The sequence below is a fragment of the Pseudoalteromonas sp. SCSIO_11900 genome (genome assembly GCF_000576475.1).
Classification (GTDB): Bacteria; Pseudomonadota; Gammaproteobacteria; order Enterobacterales; family Alteromonadaceae; genus Pseudoalteromonas; species Pseudoalteromonas tetraodonis.
On record NZ_KK070023.1, the window covers coordinates 1,281,300 to 1,306,856 of the forward strand.

At 41.4% G+C, this 25,557-nt stretch carries 28 protein-coding genes, 1 tRNA gene and 1 riboswitch; of the genes, 21 read left to right on the forward strand and 8 right to left on the reverse strand.

The features are described from left to right. The first annotated feature begins 6 nt into the window (after window positions 1-6). Together efp and epmA are read left to right on the forward strand one after the other, a co-directional pair. A complete protein-coding gene (gene efp / locus BG00_RS05910) occupies window positions 7-573 on the forward strand; it encodes an elongation factor P (protein WP_010390517.1) in 567 nt (188 codons plus the stop codon). A 61-nt stretch (window positions 574-634) separates the two neighbouring features. Then, window positions 635-1,609 (forward strand): elongation factor P--(R)-beta-lysine ligase, encoded by a 975-nt coding sequence (gene epmA, locus BG00_RS05915; RefSeq protein WP_036981179.1) that lies wholly within the window; start codon window positions 635-637, stop codon window positions 1,607-1,609. A 102-nt stretch (window positions 1,610-1,711) separates the two neighbouring features. Here the strand turns inward: epmA and BG00_RS05920 are convergent, their stop codons facing one another. Beyond that, a complete protein-coding gene (locus BG00_RS05920) occupies window positions 1,712-3,811 on the reverse strand; it encodes a TonB-dependent receptor (RefSeq protein ID WP_036981181.1) in 2,100 nt (699 codons plus the stop codon). A gap of 102 nt (window positions 3,812-3,913) precedes the next feature. On the opposite strand from BG00_RS05920, the gene BG00_RS05925 reads away from it, so the two are divergent. From BG00_RS05925 to BG00_RS05960, 8 genes are all read left to right on the forward strand, one after another. Then, window positions 3,914-4,312: an acyl-CoA thioesterase gene (locus tag BG00_RS05925; RefSeq protein WP_008465083.1), complete on the forward strand. Its 399-nt coding sequence runs from the start codon at window positions 3,914-3,916 to the stop codon at window positions 4,310-4,312. 126 nt (window positions 4,313-4,438) lie between these two features. After that, a complete protein-coding gene (locus BG00_RS05930; RefSeq protein ID WP_282452050.1) occupies window positions 4,439-4,837 on the forward strand; it encodes an META domain-containing protein in 399 nt (132 codons plus the stop codon). A gap of 100 nt (window positions 4,838-4,937) precedes the next feature. Then, window positions 4,938-5,044: riboswitch (TPP riboswitch) on the forward strand. A gap of 141 nt (window positions 5,045-5,185) precedes the next feature. After that, a complete protein-coding gene (gene thiC / locus BG00_RS05935) occupies window positions 5,186-7,138 on the forward strand; it encodes a phosphomethylpyrimidine synthase ThiC (RefSeq protein ID WP_036981185.1) in 1,953 nt (650 codons plus the stop codon). 103 nt (window positions 7,139-7,241) lie between these two features. Beyond that, the gene (locus BG00_RS05940) at window positions 7,242-8,243 is read left to right on the forward strand and encodes an FAD-dependent oxidoreductase (RefSeq protein WP_036981187.1); all 1,002 of its coding nucleotides are present in this window, start codon (window positions 7,242-7,244) and stop codon (window positions 8,241-8,243) included. Window positions 8,244-8,250: 7 nt separating this feature from the next. After that, window positions 8,251-8,445: a sulfur carrier protein ThiS gene (gene thiS / locus BG00_RS05945; RefSeq protein ID WP_036981189.1), complete on the forward strand. Its 195-nt coding sequence runs from the start codon at window positions 8,251-8,253 to the stop codon at window positions 8,443-8,445. Between the two features lie 4 nt (window positions 8,446-8,449). After that, window positions 8,450-9,241 (forward strand): thiazole synthase, encoded by a 792-nt coding sequence (locus BG00_RS05950; protein WP_036983368.1) that lies wholly within the window; start codon window positions 8,450-8,452, stop codon window positions 9,239-9,241. Window positions 9,242-9,253: 12 nt separating this feature from the next. Further along, entirely contained in the window at window positions 9,254-10,780 is a 1,527-nt protein-coding gene (thiE, locus tag BG00_RS05955) for a thiamine phosphate synthase (RefSeq protein WP_036981191.1), read from the forward strand. Next, on the forward strand, window positions 10,773-11,540 hold the full coding sequence (locus tag BG00_RS05960) for a HesA/MoeB/ThiF family protein (protein ID WP_036981192.1): 768 nt from the start codon (window positions 10,773-10,775) through the stop codon (window positions 11,538-11,540). Before thiE ends, BG00_RS05960 begins: the two co-directional genes overlap by 8 nt. A gap of 106 nt (window positions 11,541-11,646) precedes the next feature. On the opposite strand, the gene asd is transcribed toward BG00_RS05960, so the two are convergent. Next, window positions 11,647-12,513, reverse strand: a complete 867-nt coding sequence (gene asd, locus BG00_RS05965; protein ID WP_016900290.1) for an archaetidylserine decarboxylase — start codon at window positions 12,511-12,513, stop codon at window positions 11,647-11,649. 14 nt (window positions 12,514-12,527) lie between these two features. After that, a complete protein-coding gene (gene rsgA / locus BG00_RS05970; protein ID WP_036983369.1) occupies window positions 12,528-13,586 on the reverse strand; it encodes a small ribosomal subunit biogenesis GTPase RsgA in 1,059 nt (352 codons plus the stop codon). 122 nt (window positions 13,587-13,708) lie between these two features. Here rsgA and orn point away from each other — a divergent pair, with 122 nt between their 5' ends. Continuing rightward, complete coding sequence (gene orn, locus BG00_RS05975; protein ID WP_036981194.1) at window positions 13,709-14,254, forward strand: oligoribonuclease; 546 nt, start codon at window positions 13,709-13,711, stop codon at window positions 14,252-14,254. Between the two features lie 153 nt (window positions 14,255-14,407). Then, window positions 14,408-14,483 (forward strand) — tRNA-Gly (locus tag BG00_RS05980). Between the two features lie 147 nt (window positions 14,484-14,630). On the opposite strand, the gene BG00_RS05985 is transcribed toward BG00_RS05980, so the two are convergent. The 3 genes from BG00_RS05985 to BG00_RS05995 all read right to left on the reverse strand — a co-directional run bounded on the left by BG00_RS05985 (window position 14,631) and on the right by BG00_RS05995 (window position 16,021). After that, window positions 14,631-15,059, reverse strand: a complete 429-nt coding sequence (locus BG00_RS05985; RefSeq protein WP_024601659.1) for a secondary thiamine-phosphate synthase enzyme YjbQ — start codon at window positions 15,057-15,059, stop codon at window positions 14,631-14,633. Next, window positions 15,056-15,523 carry a chemotaxis protein CheX gene (locus BG00_RS05990; RefSeq protein WP_036981196.1) on the reverse strand — a complete coding sequence of 156 codons (468 nt, stop codon included), beginning with the start codon at window positions 15,521-15,523 and terminating at the stop codon, window positions 15,056-15,058. Before BG00_RS05990 ends, BG00_RS05985 begins: the two co-directional genes overlap by 4 nt. Before the next feature lie 63 nt (window positions 15,524-15,586). Continuing rightward, entirely contained in the window at window positions 15,587-16,021 is a 435-nt protein-coding gene (locus BG00_RS05995) for a transcriptional repressor (RefSeq protein WP_036981198.1), read from the reverse strand. A 92-nt stretch (window positions 16,022-16,113) separates the two neighbouring features. Between BG00_RS05995 and BG00_RS06000 the strand changes: the two genes are divergently transcribed. The 8 genes from BG00_RS06000 to BG00_RS06035 all read left to right on the forward strand — a co-directional run bounded on the left by BG00_RS06000 (window position 16,114) and on the right by BG00_RS06035 (window position 21,618). Beyond that, the gene (locus BG00_RS06000) at window positions 16,114-16,734 is read left to right on the forward strand and encodes a MarC family protein (RefSeq protein ID WP_036981200.1); all 621 of its coding nucleotides are present in this window, start codon (window positions 16,114-16,116) and stop codon (window positions 16,732-16,734) included. A gap of 123 nt (window positions 16,735-16,857) precedes the next feature. Continuing rightward, window positions 16,858-17,790, forward strand: coding sequence for a tRNA dihydrouridine(20/20a) synthase DusA (dusA, locus tag BG00_RS06005; RefSeq protein ID WP_036983371.1), 933 nt, complete (start codon window positions 16,858-16,860; stop codon window positions 17,788-17,790). A gap of 236 nt (window positions 17,791-18,026) precedes the next feature. Further along, window positions 18,027-18,707 (forward strand): PspA/IM30 family protein, encoded by a 681-nt coding sequence (locus tag BG00_RS06010; RefSeq protein ID WP_036981202.1) that lies wholly within the window; start codon window positions 18,027-18,029, stop codon window positions 18,705-18,707. Between the two features lie 10 nt (window positions 18,708-18,717). Then, window positions 18,718-18,924 carry a PspC domain-containing protein gene (locus BG00_RS06015; protein ID WP_013463970.1) on the forward strand — a complete coding sequence of 69 codons (207 nt, stop codon included), beginning with the start codon at window positions 18,718-18,720 and terminating at the stop codon, window positions 18,922-18,924. A 10-nt stretch (window positions 18,925-18,934) separates the two neighbouring features. Further along, complete coding sequence (locus tag BG00_RS06020) at window positions 18,935-19,261, forward strand: hypothetical protein (protein ID WP_036981204.1); 327 nt, start codon at window positions 18,935-18,937, stop codon at window positions 19,259-19,261. A 78-nt stretch (window positions 19,262-19,339) separates the two neighbouring features. Continuing rightward, on the forward strand, window positions 19,340-19,849 hold the full coding sequence (locus BG00_RS06025) for a copper chaperone PCu(A)C (protein WP_013463972.1): 510 nt from the start codon (window positions 19,340-19,342) through the stop codon (window positions 19,847-19,849). 8 nt (window positions 19,850-19,857) lie between these two features. After that, window positions 19,858-20,844, forward strand: coding sequence for a DUF2333 family protein (locus tag BG00_RS06030; protein ID WP_013463973.1), 987 nt, complete (start codon window positions 19,858-19,860; stop codon window positions 20,842-20,844). Between the two features lie 3 nt (window positions 20,845-20,847). Then, window positions 20,848-21,618: a TIGR04219 family outer membrane beta-barrel protein gene (locus BG00_RS06035; protein ID WP_036981206.1), complete on the forward strand. Its 771-nt coding sequence runs from the start codon at window positions 20,848-20,850 to the stop codon at window positions 21,616-21,618. A gap of 41 nt (window positions 21,619-21,659) precedes the next feature. Here BG00_RS06035 and BG00_RS06040 read toward each other — a convergent pair whose 3' ends face one another. Together BG00_RS06040 and BG00_RS06045 are read right to left on the reverse strand one after the other, a co-directional pair. Beyond that, a complete protein-coding gene (locus BG00_RS06040; protein ID WP_036981208.1) occupies window positions 21,660-22,541 on the reverse strand; it encodes a TIGR03899 family protein in 882 nt (293 codons plus the stop codon). Beyond that, on the reverse strand, window positions 22,510-23,058 hold the full coding sequence (locus BG00_RS06045; protein WP_036981209.1) for an SRPBCC family protein: 549 nt from the start codon (window positions 23,056-23,058) through the stop codon (window positions 22,510-22,512). The genes BG00_RS06040 and BG00_RS06045 overlap by 32 nt, the downstream gene beginning before the upstream one ends. A gap of 289 nt (window positions 23,059-23,347) precedes the next feature. Between BG00_RS06045 and BG00_RS06050 the strand changes: the two genes are divergently transcribed. Continuing rightward, window positions 23,348-25,531 (forward strand): YgiQ family radical SAM protein, encoded by a 2,184-nt coding sequence (locus tag BG00_RS06050; protein ID WP_036981212.1) that lies wholly within the window; start codon window positions 23,348-23,350, stop codon window positions 25,529-25,531. The last annotated feature ends 26 nt before the right edge of the window (window positions 25,532-25,557 follow it).

Genomic DNA, 25,557 nt, shown 5'->3' on the forward strand with positions numbered 1-25,557 from the left:
GAAACGATGGCGAATTATAGCACCAACGAGTTCAAGGGCGGCCTAAAAATTATGATGGACGGCGAACCTTGCAGTATCTTAGAAAATGAAATGGTAAAACCGGGTAAAGGCCAAGCGTTTAACCGTGTTCGTATCCGTAAGCTTATCTCTGGCAAGGTACTTGAAAAAACCTTTAAATCGGGTGAATCGGTTGAAGGTGCTGATGTAATGGATACCGATTTAGCGTACCTATACACAGACGGTGAATTTTGGCATTTCATGAACAACGAAACATTTGAACAAATCGCTGCTGACGAAAAAGCACTGGGCGATGCTGGCAAATGGTTAGTTGAAAACGATGTTTGTACTATTACATTATGGAACGGCAGCCCAATTGCAGTAACTCCACCAAACTTTGTTGAGCTTGAGATCACTGAAACCGACCCTGGCCTTAAAGGTGATACAGCAGGCACGGGTGGTAAACCAGCAACGCTTAGCACAGGTGCTGTAGTACGTGTTCCATTATTCGTACAAATTGGCGAAGTAATTAAAGTAGACACTCGTAATGGTGAATACGTGAGCCGTGTTAAGTAAGCAGTAACACGCCTTATTAATTAAATCCCGGCTTAAGCTGGGATTTTTTTTTGGAGAAAATATGTCAGCTGATCTTTGGGCGCCGAGTGCCAGTATAGAAATACTTAAGCAACGCGCAACAATTATGCGCAGCATTCGAGAATTCTTTTATGTTCGTAATGTAATGGAAGTAGAAACACCGAGTTTAAGTGGTGCCAGTGTAACCGATGTGCATTTAGCTAGCTTTAATACTACATTTGTAGGCCCAGGTCACGCTGGTGGGCTACCCCTGTTTTTGCAAACATCTCCAGAGTTTGCGATGAAACGCTTGTTAGCGGCCGGCTCAGGCGCTATTTTCCAGCTTTGTAAGGCATTTAGAAATGAAGAAGCGGGCAGTCATCATAATCCTGAATTTACTATGCTTGAATGGTATCGTCCTGGGTTTGACGAATTTGCTTTAATGGACGAAATTGATGAGCTAATGCAGCTCATTCTTGAGGTTGCGCCTGCAGAGCGCGTTACCTACCAAAAGGCATTTGAACGCGCGTTAGGGGTCGATCCATTAACTGTATCTATCACGCAGTTACAACAACTCGCATGCGAACATGGCTTTGCTGATATTGCTAAAAACGAGACTCATAAAGATACCTTGCTGCAATTATTATTTTGTATGAAAGTAGAGCCAACAATAGGGCAAGATAAGCCATGTTTTGTGTATCACTTTCCGGCATCACAAGCGGCACTAGCACAAATTTGTGAACACGATCAGCGAGTAGCAGGGCGCTTTGAGCTTTATTATAAAAATATGGAACTGGCTAACGGCTTTAATGAACTCACTAATGCTAAAGAGCAAGAAAAAAGGTTTAACGAAGACAACGCCTACCGTGCTGCTAACGGCTTAAAACAAGTACCTATGGATACGCGTTTAATTGCCGCATTAGAGCATGGTTTAGAGCAATGTGCAGGGGTTGCATTAGGGATTGATAGACTCGTGATGCTAGCAACCAATAAACAAAAAATAAAAGAAGTGATTGCGTTTGATGTAGCCAGAGCTTAAAGCAGCTAATAGCTTTTAGCGGTCAGCTATCAGATAAAAAAACACCGCGTTTGCATTAAACGCGGTGTTTTCTATTCTCGATCTGACAACTGGTTCGCTGTATTACAGATTAAGCGTAAACGTAACGCCGGCCACACGTGGCTCACCTAGTTGAATGTAAGTTTGACTTGTATAACCATCTAACGGGTTGTTACCAAATTCAAAACCGCGAGTTGGAACGGTTTCATCAAACACATTACGTGCCCATGCACGAACAGCCCAGTTTTCTGCTTCGTAGCCAAGGCTTACATTCACTAAGTTTGTATTTGGAGCTTGTGCATTATGGCTGTCTGAGAAGTAATAATCATCTTTACCTTCAACACCTAACATAGCATATAGCTCATCAGTAACATTGTAGCGTGCACTAAATGCGTATTGATATTTAGGCGCTTGTGCTTGCTCACGGCCATCTTGGTTTAAGCCTGATTTAGTGACAAAGTCGTTTATTTTCGTATCTAAATAGCCAGCACTACCACTAATGAGTAAATTATCAGTAAGTAAGTAGCTACCTTCAATTTCAAGACCGTAGTTGCTACCAGAGCTGGCATTGGCAACATAACCGGTAAATTGTTGATCTGATACTTGCCACGACTTTAATTGAATATTATCGCGGTGCATATAAAAAGCAGCTAAACGCAGAGTAAACTTGTCATCTAGCGATGAGCCTTTAACACCAAACTCACCACTCCATAAGTACTCTGGATCAAAGCTGGTATGCTGTTTGAAAAAATCAGCATCTAAGCTTAAACCTTCATCTTTTGCTTTTGCTAGCGCTTCTGAATTAATACCACCGGCTTTATAACCACGGGTAATACTTGCGTAGATCATAGTGCGATCAATTACTTGGTATTCAAGTGCAGCCTTACCACCAACCATTACGTCATCAGTTTCTTCAATAAAGCCGTTACTATCGGTGTAATCACCTTGATATTGCTCAACTCGTAAACCAGTAATAAGCGTAGTTTTTGGGCCTATTGCTGTGGCTAATTGGCCATAAGCTGCAATGTTATTAGTTTCATAGGTTGAGGCAAATGGATTGGCTAACCATGTATATTGACGCTCAAGGTCAACATCGCGGTTTTGATAGTAAATACCCGCAACCCAGTTACCTGCTTTACCATTAAACTGCAGATCGAGCGCTTGATCATCACGATCGCGGCTATAAATATCTGTTGAGCTATAACCATCAGGATGTAACCCGGCGGCACATAATTGCGGCTTACTTGTATCGTTACACACCCAGTCTTCATCAAAACTATAAAAAAGCTCAGTATCAATGGCTGAAAGGTTTAAGCTCACATCAAAGGCATCAAAACCAGTGTAAGTATTATTCAGGCCAACAGCATAACTTTGTTGGTTATCTTCGCCTGGTTGATCAGCAAGACTGTTACGAGAATTATCAAGAGTAAATGCATCGTAGCCGTTATTAATATCGATATAGTGCAGGTTTAGCTCTGAATTTAAATGAACTGTGAGTTGGCTGTTTAATTTAAAGCGTGCAACTTGCTCATCTTGATCTTGAGTGGGTTTATCTAAATAAAGGTTGTCTACGTAGCCGTCAGACTTTCTGCGAAAGTAGCTAACGCGGGCACTGGTGTCATCTGTTAAACCTGTACTAGCAGCAAGGCCTGCTTCGTGGCTGTTATAAGTGCCGGCACCTAAATGTAACTTTAAGCTAGGATCGCTGGTTGCACTAGCTGATTGCATTTGGATCATGCCCGCCATGCCATCTGCACCAAAACGTGTACCTTGAGGACCGCGGTAAATTTCTACTTGGTCAATATCAAACAATAATGAACTGCCACCTAAGCCCGAATAATTAATACCGTCAATTACTAAGCCCACAGATGGGTTTATCGGGTCAACAAACTGCGAGCGTAAACCTACACCGCGAATTTGAATATAACGTCCGCGAGACGCACCAGCAGCAAAGTTTACATTGGCAGCACTGGCTAACATTTCGTCTAAATACGTTGCACCACGTTGATTCATTTCATTTTCAGAAAATAAGCTGGCACTGGCGCTTAATGTTTGAATGCTTTCTTGCTGAAAGTCACCGGTAACAATGATTTTCTCTAGTTCGGTGTCATCTGCGTTAGCATAGATAGGTGCTGCGAACAGGGGTAATAACGTGGCTGTAATTAAAGACAAACGTAAGTTCATTAGGTTACTTAACTCCATTTTAGGGACTTGTATGGTAGCAATTATTTCAACACTTGTGCTATAAACGCGGCAATTATACGTTAAATAATCGGGATTACTAATATGACCTTTAAAGTAGACTTTAAAGTGCGTGACTACGAGTGTGACCTACAAGGTATTGTAAATAATAGTGTTTATTTTAATTATCTGGAGCACGCTCGTCATGAGTTTTTATACGCACAGGGTGTTGATTTTGCACAACTTGCCAAAGATAAAATTAACTTAGTGGTACTTCGCAGTGAAATGGATTACAAGCAGTCTTTAAAGCCAGCGGATGAATTTTATGTAGCAGTAGAGCCTGTACGCATTAGTCGCCTTAAATTTGCGTTTAAACAAACGGTAGTTCGCAAATTAGACGAAAAAGTGATGCTCAATGCCTTAGTAATAGGTACATCGGTTAACGAGAAAGGTCGTCCATTTTTACCACCACAGATAGATAACTTATTCCAAGCAATTGCTTAATTCCAAATAGCACTGCTTTTAAACTAGCTTAGAACAAAAATTTACATTTAAAACATGCATTTTTAACGGATAAACCTGACAAATATTGATACTATTACACTAATTAGACAATAAGTTAGTAGTAACATGAAATTAGCAACAATACCGATGCTTGTAATCGGTTTATGTGTTGGTTGCGCATCAACAGGGACAGTTACCACTGAGCAGCTAAAATATACACAATGGCAATTATCAAAGGTTGATGGTTTAGCCATTCCCGCATCTTTTAAAGCATCAATGAGCTTTATAGAAGCGCTACAAATAAATGGCTTTGCCGGATGCAATAAGTTTTTTGGTGAAGGTTCGCTTGAAGATAGCAGCTTGAGCGTAAGTAAATTAGGTATGACACGCAAATCATGCGGCCCTGAACTGGATGAGTTTGAACAGCAGTTTTTACAAGCGCTTAAGCAAGGTGCCGAGCTTAACCTGCAAGACCAAAAATTGGTGATGCAAGGCGAGCAAAAATTTGTGTTTATCCCTAAGTAAATTTTACACATTTTGAAAAACAGACCCTTGCGGGGAGTTTTCAACTGGCGTACACTCATAGCAGATTTGATTAAAACATTATCAAATCAACGAACAATTTAACTACTTGTCGGAGTGCCTAAGTTTTATTTAGGCTGAGATCGCGAAAGCGGGATCCGTGAACCTGATCAGGTTAATACCTGCGTAGGGAACAAGCTGCCTAAACGGGACGCTTGTGCGTCTTTTTTATGCGTACAACAACACCAAACCCGTCAATTTAGGCTGCAAAGTGGCATAAAGCTACTTTACGATCTTTCTCTATTCCATCGGAATATCTGGCAAGACAACCCTTAAGCAATGAGGTAAGTCATGTCAAACACTACAAACAAATCATCGCGCCGCGAAACCCGTGCTGCTGCATCTGACTATATTTATAACCTAACGGGTCAACCATTCCCAAACTCTCATAAAGTGTATGTTGAAGGAACCCAGCAAGGCGTGCGTGTGGGTATGCGCGAAATAACATTAAGCGATACTTTTATTGGTGGTGATGAACAAAATCCAGTGTATGAGCCAAATGCACCACTGCGTGTTTACGATACATCAGGCCCGTATACCGACCCTGAATTTAAATTGGATGTGCGCAAGGGACTTAATAAATCCCGTGAACAATGGATTGAGAGCCGTAATGATACCGAAGTACTTGAGTCAGTTACCTCACAGTTTGCGCAGCAGCGTATGGCTGACGATGGGCTTGATCATATTCGCTTTGAGCATTTACCAAAAATTCGCCGTGCAAAAGCGGGTAAAAACGTAACGCAAATGCACTATGCCCGCCAAGGAATTATTACGCCTGAAATGGAGTATGTTGCTATACGTGAAAACATGGGGCGCGCACAAATACGCAAAGAGCTTCTCGCGGCACAACATAAAGGGGAGTCGTTTGGAGCGAGTATCCCTGAGTTTATTACTCCTGAATTTGTGCGTGCTGAAATAGCGCGTGGTCGCGCTATTTTACCTAACAACATTAATCATCCAGAAACCGAACCTATGATTGTTGGTCGCAACTTTTTAGTTAAAGTAAATGCCAATATTGGTAATTCATCAGTCGGTTCATCTATCGAAGAAGAAGTTGAAAAAATGGTGTGGTCAACCCGTTGGGGCGCCGACACCGTAATGGATTTATCAACTGGACGTTACATTCACGAAACCCGTGAATGGCTAGTGCGTAATTCGCCAGTCCCTATTGGTACTGTACCCATTTATCAGGCCCTTGAAAAAGTAAACGGTGTAGCGGAAGACCTAACCTGGGAAATATTCCGCGATACTTTAATTGAACAAGCAGAGCAGGGAGTTGACTACTTTACTATTCATGCCGGCGTTCTTTTGCGCTATGTCCCTATGACAGCAAAACGCGTAACCGGTATTGTGTCGCGCGGTGGCTCAATTATGGCCAAATGGTGTTTAGCGCACCATAAAGAGAACTTTTTATACACGCACTTTGAAGATATTTGTGAAATTTTAAAACAATACGATGTGTGTTTTTCACTAGGCGATGGCCTTCGCCCAGGCTCTATTGCCGATGCCAACGATGAAGCGCAATTTAGTGAGCTTCGTACCTTAGGCGAACTGACTAAAATAGCTTGGAAGCATGATGTACAAGTGTTCATAGAAGGCCCTGGGCATGTGCCTATGCATATGATCAAAGCCAATATGGAAGAGCAACTTAAACATTGTGATGAAGCACCGTTTTATACCTTAGGCCCACTCACCACCGATATTGCCCCAGGGTACGACCATATAACCTCAGGGATTGGGGCTGCGCAAATAGCTTGGTATGGCTGTGCCATGCTGTGTTATGTAACACCGAAAGAACATTTAGGTTTGCCAAATAAAGAAGACGTTAAAGAAGGCCTTATCACCTATAAAATTGCCGCTCATGCCGCCGATTTAGCCAAAGGTCACCCCGGTGCACAAGAGCGAGACAATGCTTTATCAAAAGCACGCTTTGAATTTAGATGGCACGACCAATTCAACATTGGTTTAGACCCTGTTCGCGCTCGTGAATATCATGATGAAACACTGCCGCAAGAATCAGGAAAAGTAGCCCACTTTTGCTCCATGTGTGGTCCTAAATTTTGTTCGATGAAAATAACCCAAGAAGTACGTGACTACGCCAAAGATCTAGAAGCGCGCGGTATTGATCCTAATAACGTAGGTGATGCCATTGAAATCAAAATGGTTGATGTAGAGGCCGAGATGAAAGCCAAATCTGAAGAGTTTAAGCAAACAGGCTCAGAGATTTACCATAAAGCAATATAAAATAGGTTGCGAGTTGCGAGCATCGAGTAGCGAAATGTTTATCTTAACATCTTGTTGCTCGAAGCCGGAGACCCGCAGCTCGCAGCTAAATGTAGGAGTGTTTATGTTTTATGACATTGCTGTGGTGGGCTTTGGTTTAGCAGGGCGGTTGGCGGCGCTTGAATTAAGTAAGCAGCACCGTATTACTGTATTTGAAGCTGATGATGAGCATACCCAAAATAGTGCGGGTAAAGTGGCGGCGGCTATGCTGGCACCGCTAGCTGAATCGGTTATGTGTGAACATGATTTAGCGCTATTGGGAGTAGATTCTATTGCTCGCTGGCCTGCTATTTTAGATGAGTTAAACAGTGAGGTGTTCTTTCAACAGCAGGGCACCTTGGTGGTTGCTCATACGCAAGATAAAGCCGACTTACAAAGTTTTGCACAGCGAATAAAGCCGTTACTAAATTTTAGTGCCAAAGCGGTTAATGCGCAGCAAATAGCGGATTTAGAACCTGAGCTTACAGGGCGTTTTAATCAAGGGCTATTTTTACCCGGTGAAGGACAAATTGATAATCAGGCTTTTTATAAAGCCAGTTTTAAAACCCTCAATAAACGTAAAGTAAAGTTTGTATTTAATCAACGCGTCAGTATTTTTGATAATAAAGTGAATAATCGAGAGTTTGATTACATTATTGATTGCAGAGGGCTTGGAGCCAAGCAAGAACAGCCACTTCGAGGTGTGCGCGGGGAAGTGGCAAGGTTATACGCCCCTGAGGTTAACTTAACGCGGCCTGTGCGGTTAATGCATCCGCGTTACCCTATTTATATTGCACCTAAACCTAATCATGAATATGTCATAGGGGCAACGGAGATCGAATCGCAAGATACAGGTCCTGCAACTGTGCGCTCAACCCTTGAACTATTATCGGCGGCCTACACTGTTCACAGTGGCTTTGCCGAAGCGCGATTATTAAATATTCAAACAGGCTTACGCCCAGCGTTTAGCGATAATCGCCCACAGGTAAAAAAAACGAGCAAGGTTATCAGTATCAATGGCTTGTATCGCCACGGCTATATGTTGGCCCCCGCGCTTGTGGCACAAGCATTATCGCAAATAGAGTGAGTATTAAATGAACATTACAATTAATGGTGAGCCTTTAAATGTGACTAGCCAAGCGCTGCTGGAAATAGTAAAAAACGTGGGTGCAATGGCGCCTTATGCCGTGGCTGTAAATGGAGAGTTTATTCCTCAGAGTCGCCATAGCCACGTTGTTATAAACGAAGGTGACAGTATTGAGTTATTGTCACCTATCCAAGGTGGATAGTGCTATGCAAAGCAAAGACTGTTTAACAGTTTATGGTGAGCCAATCAATAGCCGCTTGTTAATTGGATCTGCGTTATACCCATCACCAGATATAATGACGCAATCAATTAAAGCCTCAGGTGCTGAAATAGTCACCGTGTCACTTAGACGACAACAAAATGCGGCAGCAGGGAATGATTTTTGGCAATTAATTAAAAACACCGGTTTAAAAATACTGCCTAATACTGCCGGATGCCACAGCGTCAAAGAGGCTATTAACCTAGCTAAAATGTGCCGAGAAGTATTTGCTACCGATTGGATAAAACTTGAATTAATAGGCGATGACTATAATTTACAGCCCGATCCATTTGCATTACTTGAAGCCACAAAAATATTGATTGATGATGGGTTTAAAGTACTGCCTTATTGCACTGATGATTTAGTGCTGTGTCAGCGCTTGAATGAATTAGGCTGTGAGGTGCTAATGCCGTGGGGCGCACCTATTGGCACCGGTAAAGGATTGTTAAATAGTTATAATTTAAAAACCATTAGAGAGCGCCTGCCTAATACAACATTAATTGTTGATGCCGGGTTAGGTTTACCATCGCATGCCTGCCAAGCACTTGAATTAGGATATGATGCGGTATTATTAAATTCAGCCATTGCAGGAGCGGGTTGCCCAGTGACTATGAGCCGTGCATTTAAAGTTGCGGTAGAGGCAGGGCGCTTTGCATACAATGCCAAAGCAATGCCCGAAAAAGACGTTGCAACCCCCTCAACCCCAACAATGGGTATGCCATTTTGGCATCAGCAGTAAGGAAATAAAAATATGACAAACGTAGTGTGGACAATTGCTGGCTCTGATTCTGGCGGCGGCGCGGGTATTCAAGCCGATATCAAGGCAATGCAAAGTTTTAGTGTACATGCTTGTACAGCAATCACCGCGCTTACCGCTCAAAATAGCTTAGGTGTAGAGGCCATTAATGCAGTGTCTACCGATATTATTGAGTCCCAGTTGCTTGCACTTGAAAAAGACATGAAAGCCAAAGTGATAAAAATTGGCATGCTTGCTAATGTGCAGCAAATTCAGTTAATTAGTGAGCACATAAGCCACTACAAAACCAAATGGCCAACCCCGCCGGTTATTGTGTATGACCCTGTGGCTATTGCCTCAAGCGGTGACTTACTAACAGAAGAAGACACCGTAAGCGCAATAAAAGAATGTTTATTACCGCTGGTGGATGTAATTACCCCAAATACCCACGAAACACAGTTATTAACGGGTGTGTATTTAATTGGCCCTGCAGCGATTAAAGAAGCGGCGAGTAAGCTGATGGCGTGGGGCGCAAAAGCGGTGGTGATTAAAGGCGGACATTGGGATTACCCAAGCGGGTATTGCATTGATTACTGCACACAAAACGGTGAAGACTATTGGCTAGGTAATGAAAAAATTCAAGTTCCTCATAGCCATGGTACAGGGTGCAGTATGGCGTCAGTAATTGCTGCGTGTCTTGCAAAAGACTACCCGTTAAAAGATGCGTTTATTTTAGCTAAAGCCTATATAAACCAAGGTTTAAAGCAATCAGTTCGCTATGGCGAGGGTATAGGGCCCGTCGCACAAACGCAGTTTCCTACCGATTTAGCGCATTACCCTCAGGTGATTGAACCGGGTAGCTGGTTAGGTGATGAGTTGGATTTTGATGTGCCGCTTGATTTTAATATGGCTGCTGACTTTGCAGCCTGTGAAAGTAAAAAGCTTGGCCTCTATGGCGTGGTTGATAGCATTGAATGGCTAGAAAAGTGCTTACAGCAAGGAATTAAAACAGCTCAGCTTCGTGTTAAAAATAAAACGCAGAATGAGCTAGATGAACTGATTGCCAAAGCGGTCACCTTGGGTGAGCAGTATAATGCGCAGGTATTTATAAATGATTACTGGCAACTTGCCATCAAACATGGCGCCTATGGGGTGCATTTAGGGCAAGAAGACTTAGAGAGTGCAAACTTAGTTGCTATAAAAGAAGCAGGCCTGCGACTTGGTCTCTCTACCCATGGGTTTTATGAAATGCTACGCGCGCATAATTATCGCCCAAGCTACATGGCGTTTGGTGCTATTTACCCAACGACGACCAAAGACATGACAGGGCAAATACAAGGGCTTGAAAAGCTCAATAAATTTGTACCGCTTATGCAGAGTTACCCTACAGTCGCTATTGGCGGTATTGATTTAAGCCGCGCAACTGAAGTAGCAAATACGGGGGTTGGTAGCGTAGCTGTGGTACGTGCCATTAGTGAAGCGTCTGATCATGTTTCAGCAATTCGGTCACTGCAAACCGCGATTAATACAAAACATGACTGATACGTTGCAAACGTTAAATGACAAAGAAACCTTGCGTTATAGCCGCCATATATTACTTGATGAAGTGGGGCTTGACGGGCAGTTAACGCTGAAACGTTCAACGGTTGCCGTAGTTGGTGCAGGTGGCTTAGGTAGTCCTGCGCTGCTGTATTTAGCGGCAGCTGGCATTGGGTCGCTTATTTTAATTGATGACGATGTAGTTGAACTGTCTAACTTGCAGCGCCAAGTGCTCTATAAAGTAAATCATTTGGGGCAAAACAAAGTTCGCGCGGCTAGAAAAGTGCTTGCGAGCCTTAACAATCAAATAAATATAATAACCCACACTCAAAAGCTGGATGATACCAACAGTACGTTGCTCTTAAAAAACGCCGACATAGTGCTTGATTGCTCTGATAACTTTAGTACCCGTTATGCGGTTAATCGCTATTGCATTGCTAATAACACTCGCTTAATTACAGGGGCTGCGCTGGCAACTCAAGGGCAATTAATGGGGTTTGATTTTAGACAAAGTGACAGCCCATGTTACGGCTGTGTTTTCCCTCAAAGTAGCGATGCACCGGTTATAAATTGTAGTAATGCCGGGGTAATTAGCCCTTTACTTGGGATTGTTGGGTCAATGCAGGCACAATTAACCCTCAATATGTTGTTAGGTCATTTTAAGGGGAATGTGTTTATAACGTTTGACGCATTAAGCTTAAAGCAACAGCATTTTAAGATGACTAAGGATTTAGCGTGTAAAGAGTGTGGCGGGTATGAGTAATGAAAAGCTTGGCTTTTAACGTGAGTAAGCTCTACGTTTACAAGAAAACACCGCGGTTATTGAAAATAAACGCGGTGTTTTTTTAAGCTCGAACTGACACTACCTATTAATCATCAATTTTTGCAAAGGCAGTACCTAAACGAGTAACTACCTCTGGGAGTTGATCGTCTAATATTTCTGCTTTGTTCGCACCCCATGCAAGTACAACCGTTGAGCCTAATTTAAAGCGACCCATTTCTTCCCCTTTCTTAAGGGTGATCGCGTTTTCGCCTTTAGTTGGGTAGTTCCAGCTAAACACATCACTGCCAGCTGGTGGAGTCACTGTGCCAGCCCAAATAGTTTCTATGCTGGCAACAATGGTTGCGCCTACCAAGACCATAGCTAAAGGACCAATTTCAGTTTCAAAAATAGCCACTACACGCTCGTTACGGGCAAATAAATTTGGTACGTTTTGAGCGGTAAGTGGGTTTACTGAAAATAAATCGCCCGGTACATAAATCATTTTGCTTAGCGTGCCATCAATTGGCATATGAATCCGGTGGTAATCTTTTGGGGCTAAGTAAATAGTTGCAAATTTACCGCCTAAAAACGGGGTTGTGTCGTCTTGTGATCCACCTAACAATGCTTGTAAGCTGTAATCGTGGCCTTTAGCTTGAATAAGTTGACCATCAACAATGTCGCCTAGTTGGCTAATTGCGCCGTCTACTGGATGAATAATAATATCGTCATCTTCAACCATAGGACGCACACCGTCTTTTAACGGACGGGTAAAAAATTCATTAAAGCTTTTGTAATGAGCCGGATCTGAATATTTAGCTTCGCTCATATCTATTTTATATTGTTTAATAAATAATTTAATTAATGTGGTTGTTAACGCACCGGCTTTTGCTGCAGCAAGTTTACCTACCACACGAGAAATAAAGTGTTTTGGCATGGCATACTGCATGGCGATTTTAAATTTATCTAAACTCACAGGTTATTCCCTTATTATACGCGGGGCGCACGAGCGCCTGCACGGCCATCGGCCATGGTTTCTAAAATACGGTGGTAGCTTTCAAAGCGTAATTTTGAAATATCGCCATCGGCTACCGCTTGTTTAATTATACAGCCCGGATCGTTTAAATGTTTACAATCTCTAAACCGGCATCCGCCTATAAATTCTCTAAATTCTTTAAAGCACCAAGTGACGCGTTCAACATCTAAATGCCATAGGCCAAATTCACGAATCCCCGGTGAGTCAATTAAATTACCCCCGCTCGGTAAATGATGAAGGCGCGATACCGTGGTGGTGTGCTGGCCAAGCCCGCTGTTTTCAGATACTTCTTTAGTCAAAATTTCAGCATCCGGCAGTACAGTGTTAACTAAGGTAGATTTACCCACGCCACTTTGACCAACAAAAATATTGTTTTTGCCCGCAAGTACTTCTTTTAGCTCATTAATGCCTTCGCCAGTTATATTACTAACTAGCAGCACCTGATAATTAAGCTTACGGTAAATGTCGAGGATTTGTTGTATTTCGTTTAAACCAGCTTCATCAATTAAATCAATTTTATTCAGTACTAAAATGGGTTCGATACCCATGTCTTCACAGGCAATTAAATAGCGGTCAATAATGCTCGGGGTAAACTCTGGCAGTACCGCTGAAACCATTAAAATTTGATCAATATTAGCGGCAATCACTTTAACCCCATCATAAAAATCGGGGCGCGTGAGTTGTGAACGGCGCTCTTGAGTTGCTTCAATAACACCCGCTAAATCACCTGCACTTACTTTTGCACGGCGAAACAATACTTCATCGCCGCAAACCAAGTTCGATACGGTACGACGAATATTACAACGTAATACATCACCGTTTTGTGTTTCTACATCGGCATGTTGTCCAAAGCGGCTAATAACAATCGCATTTTCCAGTTGACCTAAATTATCTGTTTGCCATTCTTGCGCGCCGACTTTTGCCGGTTTTGTATCGGCATTCGATAAGCGCTTTTGATGATTGGCCTTGATCCTACGGGATTGGCCTTTACTTAATTTTTTCTGTTTTGCCACTTGAGGCCTATAACCTGAGTTAAATGCCGAGTTTGCCAAAAAAAGCTTTAGCTCGACGGTTGATGCTAATATGATATATCGAAATGCGTTGGATCTAAAGAAAAGCACCGTTTAAGGTAATTATGACTATTAATAAATCAAATTTAATTTGGCTCGATCTGGAAATGACCGGACTTGAACCAGAGACTGACAAAATACTTGAAATTGCAACTGTTGTCACTGACGCTGATCTGAATATATTAGCGGAAGGCCCAACCATTGCCATTCATCAAAATGATGAACTACTTGATGGTATGGATGAGTGGTGTACAACTCAGCATGGCAAATCAGGGCTTACAGCGCGTTGTAAGGCAAGTACTTTCGATGAAGCTTATGCCGTTGATCAAACCCTCGCGTTTTTAAAGCAATGGGTGCCAGCGGGTACTTCACCTATGTGTGGTAACTCGATTGGCCAAGATCGTCGTTTTATGAATAAGTATATGCGTGAGCTTGAAGACTTTTTTCATTACCGTAATTTAGATGTAAGTACCATTAAAGAACTTGCTCGTCGTTGGAAACCAGATGTATTGGCTCAAGTGAATAAAAAAGGGTCACATTTAGCGTTAGACGACATTAAAGATTCGATTATGGAATTAAAGGTTTACCGAGAAAAGTTTTTTAATTTATAAAAAATACTTGCAAAGCACCCTAATTATTGTAGAATCCTGCCCCGCTCAAGACGATAACCCCGCGGGGTTAGTGTATTTGAGCTTAAGTTAAAGATTCAAGATGAAAGGTTAAAGGAACAAGGTTTAATATTGATAGAACCTAGAACCTAGAGTGCGGCACTAGCTCAGTTGGTAGAGCGCGACCTTGCCAAGGTCGAGGTCACGAGTTCGAGCCTCGTGTACCGCTCCAATCTTATTTACTTTCCAGATATTCATTTTCAAATAGCAAACAATAATCCACATGTGAATCATTATAAATTTAATTTATATAATTTTTATCGATTTGAAGTGCTCAATGGATGCGAACGATCTGTGTTGTAAAACCTAAAACCTAGCTCTAAAACGTTTCGCCTTGCAAAGTGGCAATAATACGCCTAGCCCCGCCATGATCGCGATGTTCGCCTAAGTATATTCCTTGCCAAGTCCCCAGCGCTAATTGACCATCATTAATAGGTATCGTTAACTCGCAACCTAAAGTACTGGTTTTAATATGAGCAGGCATATCATCATCGCCCTCATAGTCATGACGATAATAAGGCTGGCGCTCAGGTACAAACTGATTGAAGTGGCTTTCCATATCCATACGCACGGTCGGATCGGCATTTTCATTAATGGTTAAGCTGGCAGAGGTGTGTTGAATAAATAAGTGTAATAACCCTATTTTTAGTTGGCTCAGCTGTGGGAGTTTAGTCAGTATGTCGTTATCAATTAAGTGAAAGCCCCGCGAGCGAGGCTTTAATGTAATCGTTGTTTGCGACCAGCTCATAGCTTATCGAAGCTCACTTCAATGTTTGCATTACCTGCATCACTGGTAAATGGCATAATAATTTTTTTGCCGTCACTTTTATGCGTAATAGTATGGTTTTTACCAGACACAACAATGGGGGTTGCCATGGCAAAGTCATAGCCTTTTTCACCTAATAGGTTTTTAGCACCACCGGTGACCATATTGGTTATTTCGCCGACCATGTCAGTGACTTCTTCATTTACGCTGTTAGGTCTCTCACCTAACATACGTTCCATTATAGTCAGCGCTAAACTTTCGTCGAAGGTTATTGAAAATGAACCACGAGTTTGGGGGCCAACCATACCAATTAATCCCGATACATCACCACAGGCTACTTCATCGGTTTTAATGCGAGGTTTACCTGGTTTTAACTGAGTTTTAGCCATGGTGCTCAATACATTCATCAAAGAAGATAAAAAGGGATTAATGAACTCTACATTCATATTATATATCCTTAAATTGGTACTGATAGGGGGGATACGTAAAGTATAGCTATAGTCGCTCAGCTATGCTCGACAAGCGTCACATTTACCGTGTGCTTCTATGGTTTGCCCAGAAACTACAAAGCCACTTTCCGCTGCTAAGTTATTGAGCTCATGTGAAATTACTGTTGAATGCAGCTCTTTAACAAACCCACATGTATCGCAAATTAGTAATTGAACAGGATGAATATGATCAAAGTGATGACACAACATGAATGCGTTAGTGCTTTCAATTTTATGAATAAAACCGAGTTCTGCTAAAAAGTCTAAAGCACGATAAATTGTCGCAGGTTTTGCGCCTGTTTCAGTGACTTTTAATTGCTCTAGCAAATCGTATGCACCCACACCACCTTGAGCGCTTGCTAATAAACGAAATACCTTTTCGCGAATAGGTGTGAATCGCGCACCACGGTTGTCGCATACTTGTTTTGCTTTATTTACGAGTGATTCTATATTCATCTTCTCTCATCCTTACTTTGCCGTGATATACTAACATACTGTATTGTAGTTGCAGCGATTTATTAACCGCTTTTGTGAAAAGGTATTCATTAATGCATGAATTATTAGCCACATTTATTTTCTTTTTTGCAGTTATCGATCCAATCGGCACAATTCCGGTTTTTATCGCCGTAACTCGGGGTGATGACGACAAGTTTAAGCGTAAAGTGATTTTTAAGGCAGTGGGTGTATCTGCTTTAGTACTGTTATTTTTTGTGGTTGCCGGTGAGCAATTACTCAATGTGATTGAGATTCCACTATCGGCATTTCAAATAGCCGGTGGCTTGATCTTATTAATTTTTGCACTCTCCATGACGTTTGGTGAAAGTAAACCTGAAGCTGAAATTAAAAGTGTTCGCGATAGCACTGAAACCGCTATTTTTCCGCTGGCTATACCCTCAATTGCAAGCCCTGGCGCTATGTTAGGTGCGGTATTAATGACGCGTAATGAAGAATATACTTGGGTTGAACAAATGATTACCTCATCAATGATGCTGGCCGTTTTAGTGGTGGTACTTATTTTGTTATTACTTGCTACGCAGGTACATAAAATAATAGGTGATAGCGGGGCAAGTATTATTAGCCGAATTATGGGGTTAATTTTAAGCTCAGTCGCAGTAACGAATATTTTAAATGGTATCGCACAATACTTTGGCTTGCAGGTGTTTGCTTAACATTGCTGCGCATGGGGCTTTTGTGTAAAATGCAGCGCCGTTTAAGCTGTGCTTAAATTATAAATTTTTGAGGACTACATTTTGGATAAACGTACTTTAAATCGACGCTTTTCTGTTGCCCCAATGCTGGATTGGACTGATCGCCATTGTCGTACGTTTCATCGTAAAATGACAAAGCACACCGTGCTCTACACTGAAATGATCACCACAGGGGCGATTTTATTTGGTCGTGGTGACTATTTGCATTTTAATCAACACGAAGGCCCAGTAGCGCTGCAGCTGGGGGGCTCAGATCCGCAAGCGCTAGCACAGTGTGCCAAGCTTGCAGGTGAGCGCGGTTATGATGAAATAAACCTTAACGTAGGCTGTCCGTCTGATCGTGTGCAAAATGGGCGTTTTGGTGCCTGTTTAATGGCAGAGCCCGAGCTTGTGGCAGAGTGTGTTGCTGCAATGAAAAGTGAAGTCAGTATTCCTGTTACGGTAAAAACGCGCATTGGTATTGATGAGCAAGACTCCTATGAATTTTTATGTGCGCTTATTGAAGCATCGCATAAAGTAGGCTGTGATGATTTTATTATTCATGCCCGTAAAGCATGGCTAAAAGGGTTGAGCCCAAAAGAAAACCGCGAAGTACCACCGCTTAACTACCCCCGTGTTTACCAGCTTAAAAAAGATTATCCACAACTTGATTTAAGTATTAATGGCGGTGTTAAAACCATTGAGCAAAGTCTTGAGCATTTACAGTACATAGATGGGGTGATGGTTGGGCGAGAGGCTTACAGTAATCCATTTATGCTAAATGAAGTGGATGAAAAAATATATGGTGACGCTGCTAATACTCAGTCACGTCATGATGTTGTGCGCTCTATGTATGATTACATTGAAGAAGAGATGCGTTTAGGCGCTAACTTTTGGCATGTTGCTCGCCATATGTTAGGTATTTTTCAGGGACAACCCGGTGCGCGTGGTTTTAGACGCCATTTATCTGAAAATGGCCATGGCAAGCAAGCTGATCTAGGTGTTATGGATAAAGCACTAAGTTACGTACCCGAATAACAGATCCTCTGTATAGAAAAAAGCCACCTCAGGTGGCTTTTTTTGAACCCAAATTTTGGTCAAAAGTTTAATTTATTAGCCAATTCGACTTAACTCCATTCAGTGACGAGTCATTAATTTACCTACTTGAAATAACTTAACTACATGATATTTAATTAAAATAAAACTATTTTAAGTTGTTGGCATAACTCTTGGAATCCTGTTGATGTATAAATAAAAATCATCAGGAGAATAACATGGGTATATTTAACCGCGTAAACGACGTCATTCAAGCAAATATCGTAGCTATGCTTGATAAAGCAGAAGACTCAGAGAAATTACTTAATTTAATGCTTACTGAAATGCAAGAAGCGCTTAATGAGTGTCGTAGTACGGCAGCTGCACTTTTATGTGAAGAAAAGTGCATTAAACGACAAATAAGTAACAAACAGCAAGCGCTCGCAAATTGGCAATTAAAAGCTGAGCATGCTGTGGCAAAAAATCGTGACGATTTAGCTAAATCAGCATTAGCCGAAAAACACACAGTTGAACAAAGCATAGGGTGCTTGCAAACGCAGCTTGAAACATTGCAGCAATCAATTGTAAAAATCACAGAAGACTGCGAGCGCTTACAACACAAAATGATGCAGGCAAAAGCAAAACAAGCACAACTTACAAAGCGTGAAAACCTAGTTGAAGCAAGGGCAAAAATAAATACGCAACTACAAAGCGATAAAGTGGCTTTTGCCTTATCACGATTTGAGCAAATAGAGCGCCGCGTTGAAAGTGTGGAGTCGCAAGTTGAAGCGTATGAGCTCACAGATACTGCGAGCAATACAGCTATGCAAATTGAGTCACTGGTTAAAAATGAAAAAATTGATGTAGAACTGGCTAGTTTAAAAGCAAGTTTAAATACTGCTAATAAACAAACAGCTTAAGGAGATTGTTATGAATAGTTTTAATACACACCGTCGTTGGTACAAAAACACGCTTAACAAAAAAATATCAGGCGTCTGTAGTGGGTTAGCTTACCGACTAGACTTTCCGGTATGGTCTACTCGCTTAGTGACTGTTTTATTATTTTTAAGTTTTCCGTTTGCAGTGGCGCTAGGTTATTTAATTGCTCACTGTTGCCTTGAAGAAAAAGCAGTGTAAGGAGAGCAGCATGAAAACATTCGCCGTGTGCCTAGTTATTTTTGCGTTGTTTTTAATTAATAGCGGTTCAATTATTCACTTTGATGTGTGGCAGTTTCCGCTATGGATCTCAGATATTAGCTGGACAGGTATAGAGCTCATTGGTGCGTTAGTTGCTATTATCGTTGTTATTGCGATTGTTGCTTTAGTGACGATGGGGTTAGTTGGCGCGGCGATGGTGGCACTGGCTGGTACTATTTTAGCTTTTTTATTCGGATCATTGATGATTGCTTGGCCGTTATTGTTTGTAGCAGGGCTGTGTTGGTTAATCGCAGATAACAAAAAAGTCGTCTCTTGAGCTTAAATTAGCTGCCTAACATAGGGGAATTATGATAAATTTAAACTATATTTTTTTGTTTTAACAAGGATTTTACCGATGATTAAACAATGTATTTTGATAGCAAGTGCATTAATGGTGGGGGTTTTTTCGTCTTCGTTAATGGCGCACGAAGGACATGAACACGATAGTGTTGTTGCGCAGCTACAAGTAACACATGCGCAAGTAAGAGAGTTTTTGCCGGCAACCAAAGCCAGTGTGGCTTACTTTAGTATTAAAAACCACAGCAATGTACCAGCAACGTTGACTAAAGCGACAATTGATGGTCTAGGGCGTGTTGAAATTCATGAGCACGTTCACGCTGACGGTATGATGAAAATGCAAAAAGTCGAATCATTGCTTATTAAAGCTCACCAACAACTCGATTTTAAGCCAGGCAGCTATCATTTAATGGTGTTTGAACCACAAGAACCGTTAAAAGTAGGTCAAGAACGTAAACTCACGCTATATTTTGAAGACGGGAACCGAGTATTTACCAATGCAAAAGTCGTTTCGTTAGCCTCACAAGCAGAGCCGGTAAAAGCATCGAAAGATCATAGTCATCATTAGGAGGATAAATGTCACAGCATAAAGGAAAAATAATAACGGCACTGGTACTGTTATTTGTCGTGTTTTACGCCATTGCAGTATACTGGAGTATAGAGCCTTCACGTTTTGATGTTGTGCAAAATGCTAAGCAACAAGCGCAGCAACGCAGTGAAAAACTAGTCACAGGTTATGTAACAACTTCAACACTCATCACTGTAGCTGATACGCTTTTAACTAAATCAGGCGGTTACTTATCAAATGATGTGCTACCACCGAGTGTAATAATGGACAATATGCCGGCCTGGGAGTATGGTGCGCTGGAAATGGTGCGTGATTTAGCGTTGTCTATGCGAAAAGATTTTAGCCGCTCACAATCGCAATCAACTGAACACGAAGCGCTCAAAAAAGCTCAGCCACAATTTAATATCAGCTCTGAAGCATGGGCATGGCCAAGTGCTGAGGGTGAATACCAAAAAGGAATTGATTATTTAATGGTATATCGTTCTCAAATAGCCAATCAGCATGAGCGCGATAGCCAATTTTACTCTCGTGCAGATAACCTACGCAGTTGGTTAAAAGAAGCTGAAAAGCGTTTAGGCAGCTTAAGTCAGCGTTTAAGTGCAAGCGTGGGTCAAGATAAAGTTAACACTGACCTCGCCGGTAACTCTTCAAATACACAGGCCACCTATACGCCTTTACAACAACAAATAAAAACATCATGGTGGGAAATTGATGATGTATTTTATGAGTCACGTGGTGCTACTTGGGCTTTACTGCACTTTTTACAGGCGGTTGAATATGATTTTGCCGATGTGCTTGATAAAAAGAACGCCCGTGTCAGCTTGCAACAAATTATACGCGAGCTTGAAGCAACCCAAGAAACGGTATGGAGCCCAATGATTTTAAACGGTAATGGATTTGGTTATGTCGCCAACCATTCACTTGTTATGGCAAATTATATTTCTAGAGCCAATGCGGCACTGATTGAACTTAGCGAATTATTAGCGCAAGGATAAAAAATGAAAAAGTATTGTATAGCAGCAGCCTTATCAATGGCATGTTTAGCTCCTGTAGCACAAGCCGACACTGTATTAGGCTTATATGTAGGGGTTGATGGTTGGAAAGCAGATAATGACGGTAGCTTTTCTGATAACAATAACGCCCTGCAAAACTTCAACTTTAAAGATGAAACTTTTGTCAGTTATTACGCTGCGCTTGAGCACCCAGTGCCATTAGTGCCAAACTTAAAGTTAAAATATACTGAGCTTGAATTAACCGGTTCAACAGTGCTTGAAGACACATTTAGCTTTAACGGCACTGATTATGTTGTAGGCACCGGTGTTAATTCAGTGACTGACTTATCGCATATTGATTATATTCTTTACTATGAAATTTTTGATAACGATTTAATTTCAATTGATTTAGGTCTTAATGCTAAGCAGTTTGATGGTGAGCTTGTTGTAACAGGTACATCACAACAAGGTGGCGCTAACTTTACTGAAATCGAAGAGTTCTCTGGTGTTGTGCCGTTAGTATATGGACGTTTTGAAGCGGGTTTACCATTTAGTGGTTTAAGTGTTTTTGCTGAAGGCAGCTTTTTAGCCATAGATGACAGTAAAGTACAAGATTACCAAATGGGTATTGCTTGGGAGTTTATTGATAACCTAGCCGTTGATGTTGCGGTTAAAGCGGGCTACCGCTCTATGGTTTTAGAACTTGATGATGTAGATGATATTAATACTGATATTGATGCATCAGGCCCATTTGCGGGCATACAAGTTCATTTTTAAGCACCGACTTTTCGAAAAGCCACCTCGTGTGGCTTTTTTAGTTACTTTGAAGCATGCCACACTAATTCAAATTCCCCTTCAAATGCTGCACTAATTAACTGTTTGTACACTTTATTAATTGGGTAGTTCATTAATCTAAATAGTTCATCACCTGTTTGAGTAAACTTATAATAACTCAATACTAAGTCGTTACTTTTTGCTTTTAAAGTTAGTTTTTGAGTCAAAAAGGAGAGGGTGATCTCTTGTCCTGCTTTTAATGCAGCGGATTCAATCTCTTTACGGTATAACAAATTTAAATCCATTAAGGTTAATACATCAGGAAAGCTCACACCGCTTTTACCTATGCTTAATGACACTTTATTACCTTTACCTAGTAAATCAAATAATGAGGGTTTTTTGTAATACCCCAAGAATATTAGGTGGCTACTATCCTTTTCGTTATACCCAGAAATAGACACGCACTTTCTTAATGAATCGGCTTCGCGCTGGGTCATGTGCTTGAGTGTTTGTAAACTTTTAATAGAAAAAGTACCTGGGCTAATGGTTTCGCCAGTAAAAATTTTTGCCCACAACACTTGCATAGATTGATTTGAGGTATCTTCACATAAGGCTATAAAGTGCTCTACCCAATCAGCATCGGGCTGTTTGGCGCAAGCAACATCAGGACAAAACTCCATTGCTAAGGCTAAAATAGTCTCAATATTTTGTTGCTGTTTAATCAGTAGTAAGTCTTGTCTTTTTTGAGCACGCGCTAAAATTGAATGCTCGCTATTAATACTATAAAGCGATTTGGCTTTACTTTGAGGATTATAGGTTTTTTCATCAATGGCAGGCGTATTACTCACTTTTGTGACCGAGTAACCTAGCAGTGACTCAATAATATTGGCAAGTTTAATTCTGGCTTGTGCGGTTTTGACTGTCATGGCTTTCCATTATTGCTTGTGCATCACTGAGTTGAGCGACCGTTTTTAAGTTATTTAGCCCTAGGGTCACTATATTACCTAATATATTTTCAGCAAATATAGCAACGTACCCAGAAATAAGCGGCATCGTTGCTTGTCCTTCTATTTGCCACGTGACGGTTTTTGTGTGCGGGCTAAATAGCAATTTGCTAGTGATAATATGCTCTTGATTAAATAACACACTAAATACAATTTCATTATCGCTTAATGCCGATATTGTCATTTCGCCTTTGCCCCATTTACCTTCCCAAGATTGGTAGGCTCCTGCGCCAGAGCTCGGTTCTCCAATATTAAACTTAATGTTAGGGTCTATTTGTTGCCACGGCGACCATTTATACCACTGGGTAAAGTCCTCCACTAATGACTTTATTGCGGGAGCGCGTGCGTTAATCTTTATACTTTTTTGCACATGATAATTTTGTGGTAACAATAATCCAACGACAACAAAAACCAAGAGTAAAATGATTGAAAACTGCATTATTTTTTTAAGTAGTTTAATAGGTATTCCTCATCTATTTTAATTTACAGCGTCTATCAATTATTAATTATTTAATAGTTTAACGAAGTCGCGGTTGCTTTTGATCTATTTTATCTACCTTGTATTATTTCAAAAGCAGACATTAGCCGTAATAAGTTTAGATGATTTATTAGTTTTAGTAATGCAATAAAGGTAAACAATTTTTAATCAGCGCTTTCATTTTGTGCTATATCAACGGGGATGTCGATAGGGTATAATTCGCGCCTTTTGTTATTGAACGGCCAATTTTATGAGCACATTAAAAGCTGATCGCGCCTTATTCTCATACCCCAAGTATTGGGCTGAGTGTTATGGCACAGCTCCATTTTTACCAACAACACGCGAAGAAATGGACGCGCTTGGCTGGGATAGCTGCGATATTATTATTATTAGCGGTGATGCTTATGTAGACCATCCTAGTTTTGGGATGGCCGTAATTGGCCGTGTGCTTGAAGCGCAGGGGTTCAGAGTGGGCATTATTGCTCAGCCTGATTGGAACTCTAAAGATGCCTTTATGGCATTGGGTAAGCCTAACTTATTTTTTGGTATTACAGCCGGTAATATGGACTCGATGATCAATCGTTACACCGCTGAAAAACGAATGCGCCATGATGATGCATACACACCAGGAAATGTCGGCGGTAAACGCCCCGATCGCGCCGTGATCATATACTCACAACGTTGTCGTGAAGCCTATAAAGATGTGCCGCTCGTGTTAGGGGGCATTGAAGCCAGCTTGCGTCGTATTGCTCATTATGACTATTGGCAAGAAAAAGTACGTCGTAGCGTATTATTTGACGCTAAAGGCGATATTTTAATCTATGGTAATGCCGAACGCCCGTTAGTTGAAGTAGCGCACCGTATCGCTGCGGGTGAAACCATAGATACCATACAAGATGTGAGAGGCACGGCAGTTATTCGTAAAGAGCCTTTACCCGGTTGGCGTGGCAGTGACTCAACAGCCATTGATAAAATTGGTAAAATAGACCCTATTCCTAATCCTTATGGCGCGGATGATGTTGGCTGTGCTAAATCAGAATTTAAGCAAGCGGGTATTGATTTAAAAGCCGAAGCTGCAAAACCAATTATCATCCAACCTGCGCGCCCTAAGCCATGGGAAAAAACTTACGTTAAGTTACCTGCTTTTGAGCAGGTTAGCGTTAATAAGCCTTTGTATGCGCATGCATCACGTATTTTGCACCAAGAAACCAACCCCGGTTGTGCAAGAGCGTTGTTTCAGCGTCATGGCGATCGCTCTATTTGGGTGAACCCGCCAGCTTATCCACTTGAAACCCAAGAAATGGATGATGTGTTTGGTTTACCGTATCAGCGTATACCACATCCAAGTTATGGCGACGCTAAAATTCCTGCTTACGATATGATTAAAACGTCGGTAAATATAATGCGCGGTTGTTTTGGCGGCTGTTCGTTTTGTTCCATTACCGAGCATGAAGGGCGAATAATTCAAAGCCGTTCTCAAGAATCGATTATTGAAGAAATTGAACAAATTAGAGATAAAGTGCCAGGCTTTACTGGGGTTATCTCTGATTTAGGTGGGCCAACTGCAAATATGTATAAACTGCGTTGTACCAGTAAAAAAGCAGAGAGTACGTGCCGTCGCTTGTCGTGTGTGTATCCTGATATTTGTAAGCATATGGATACTGACCATACCCCGACTATCGATTTATATAAAAAGGCGCGTGAGGTTAAAGGGATCAAAAAGATCTTAATTGCTTCGGGCGTGCGTTATGACCTTGCTGTACGTGATCCTCGTTACGTTAAAGAGCTAGTAACCCATCATGTTGGTGGATATTTAAAAATAGCACCCGAGCATACAGAAGATGGCCCATTATCAAAAATGATGAAGCCGGGTATGGGCGCCTATGATGAATTTAAAGCGTTATTTGATAAGTACTCAAAAGAAGCGGGTAAAAAGCAGTATTTAATTCCATACTTTATTTCTGCTCACCCGGGGACTAAAGATGAAGATATGGTAAACATGGCTTTATGGTTGAAATCGAATGATTTTAAGCTTGATCAGGTACAAAATTTTTACCCATCACCGATGGCTAATGCGACCACTATTTATCATACTGAAATGAACTCGCTTCGTAATATTAAAAATAATACTGAGCAAGTTGCTGTGCCTAAGGGAGCGCGTCAGCGTCGTTTGCATAAAGCAATTTTACGCTATCACGATCCTGCCGGTTGGCCAATGATCCGCGAAGCCCTGCGTAACATGGGCAAAGCCAAGCTTATTGGTAAAGGACCTAACTGTTTAGTCCCTGAAGAAGGGCGAGATGAAAGACAAACTAAAGGCGTAAAAGGTAACAAGGGCGGTCGCCCTGCACTTACTCGTCATACTGGGTTTAGTCAGTTTAAAAAAGCCAACACTAAACCTAAGGTTGGCGGTAATCGCCAGCGCGCAAGGTAAAGTAATTATCGGCTTAAACAAAAACA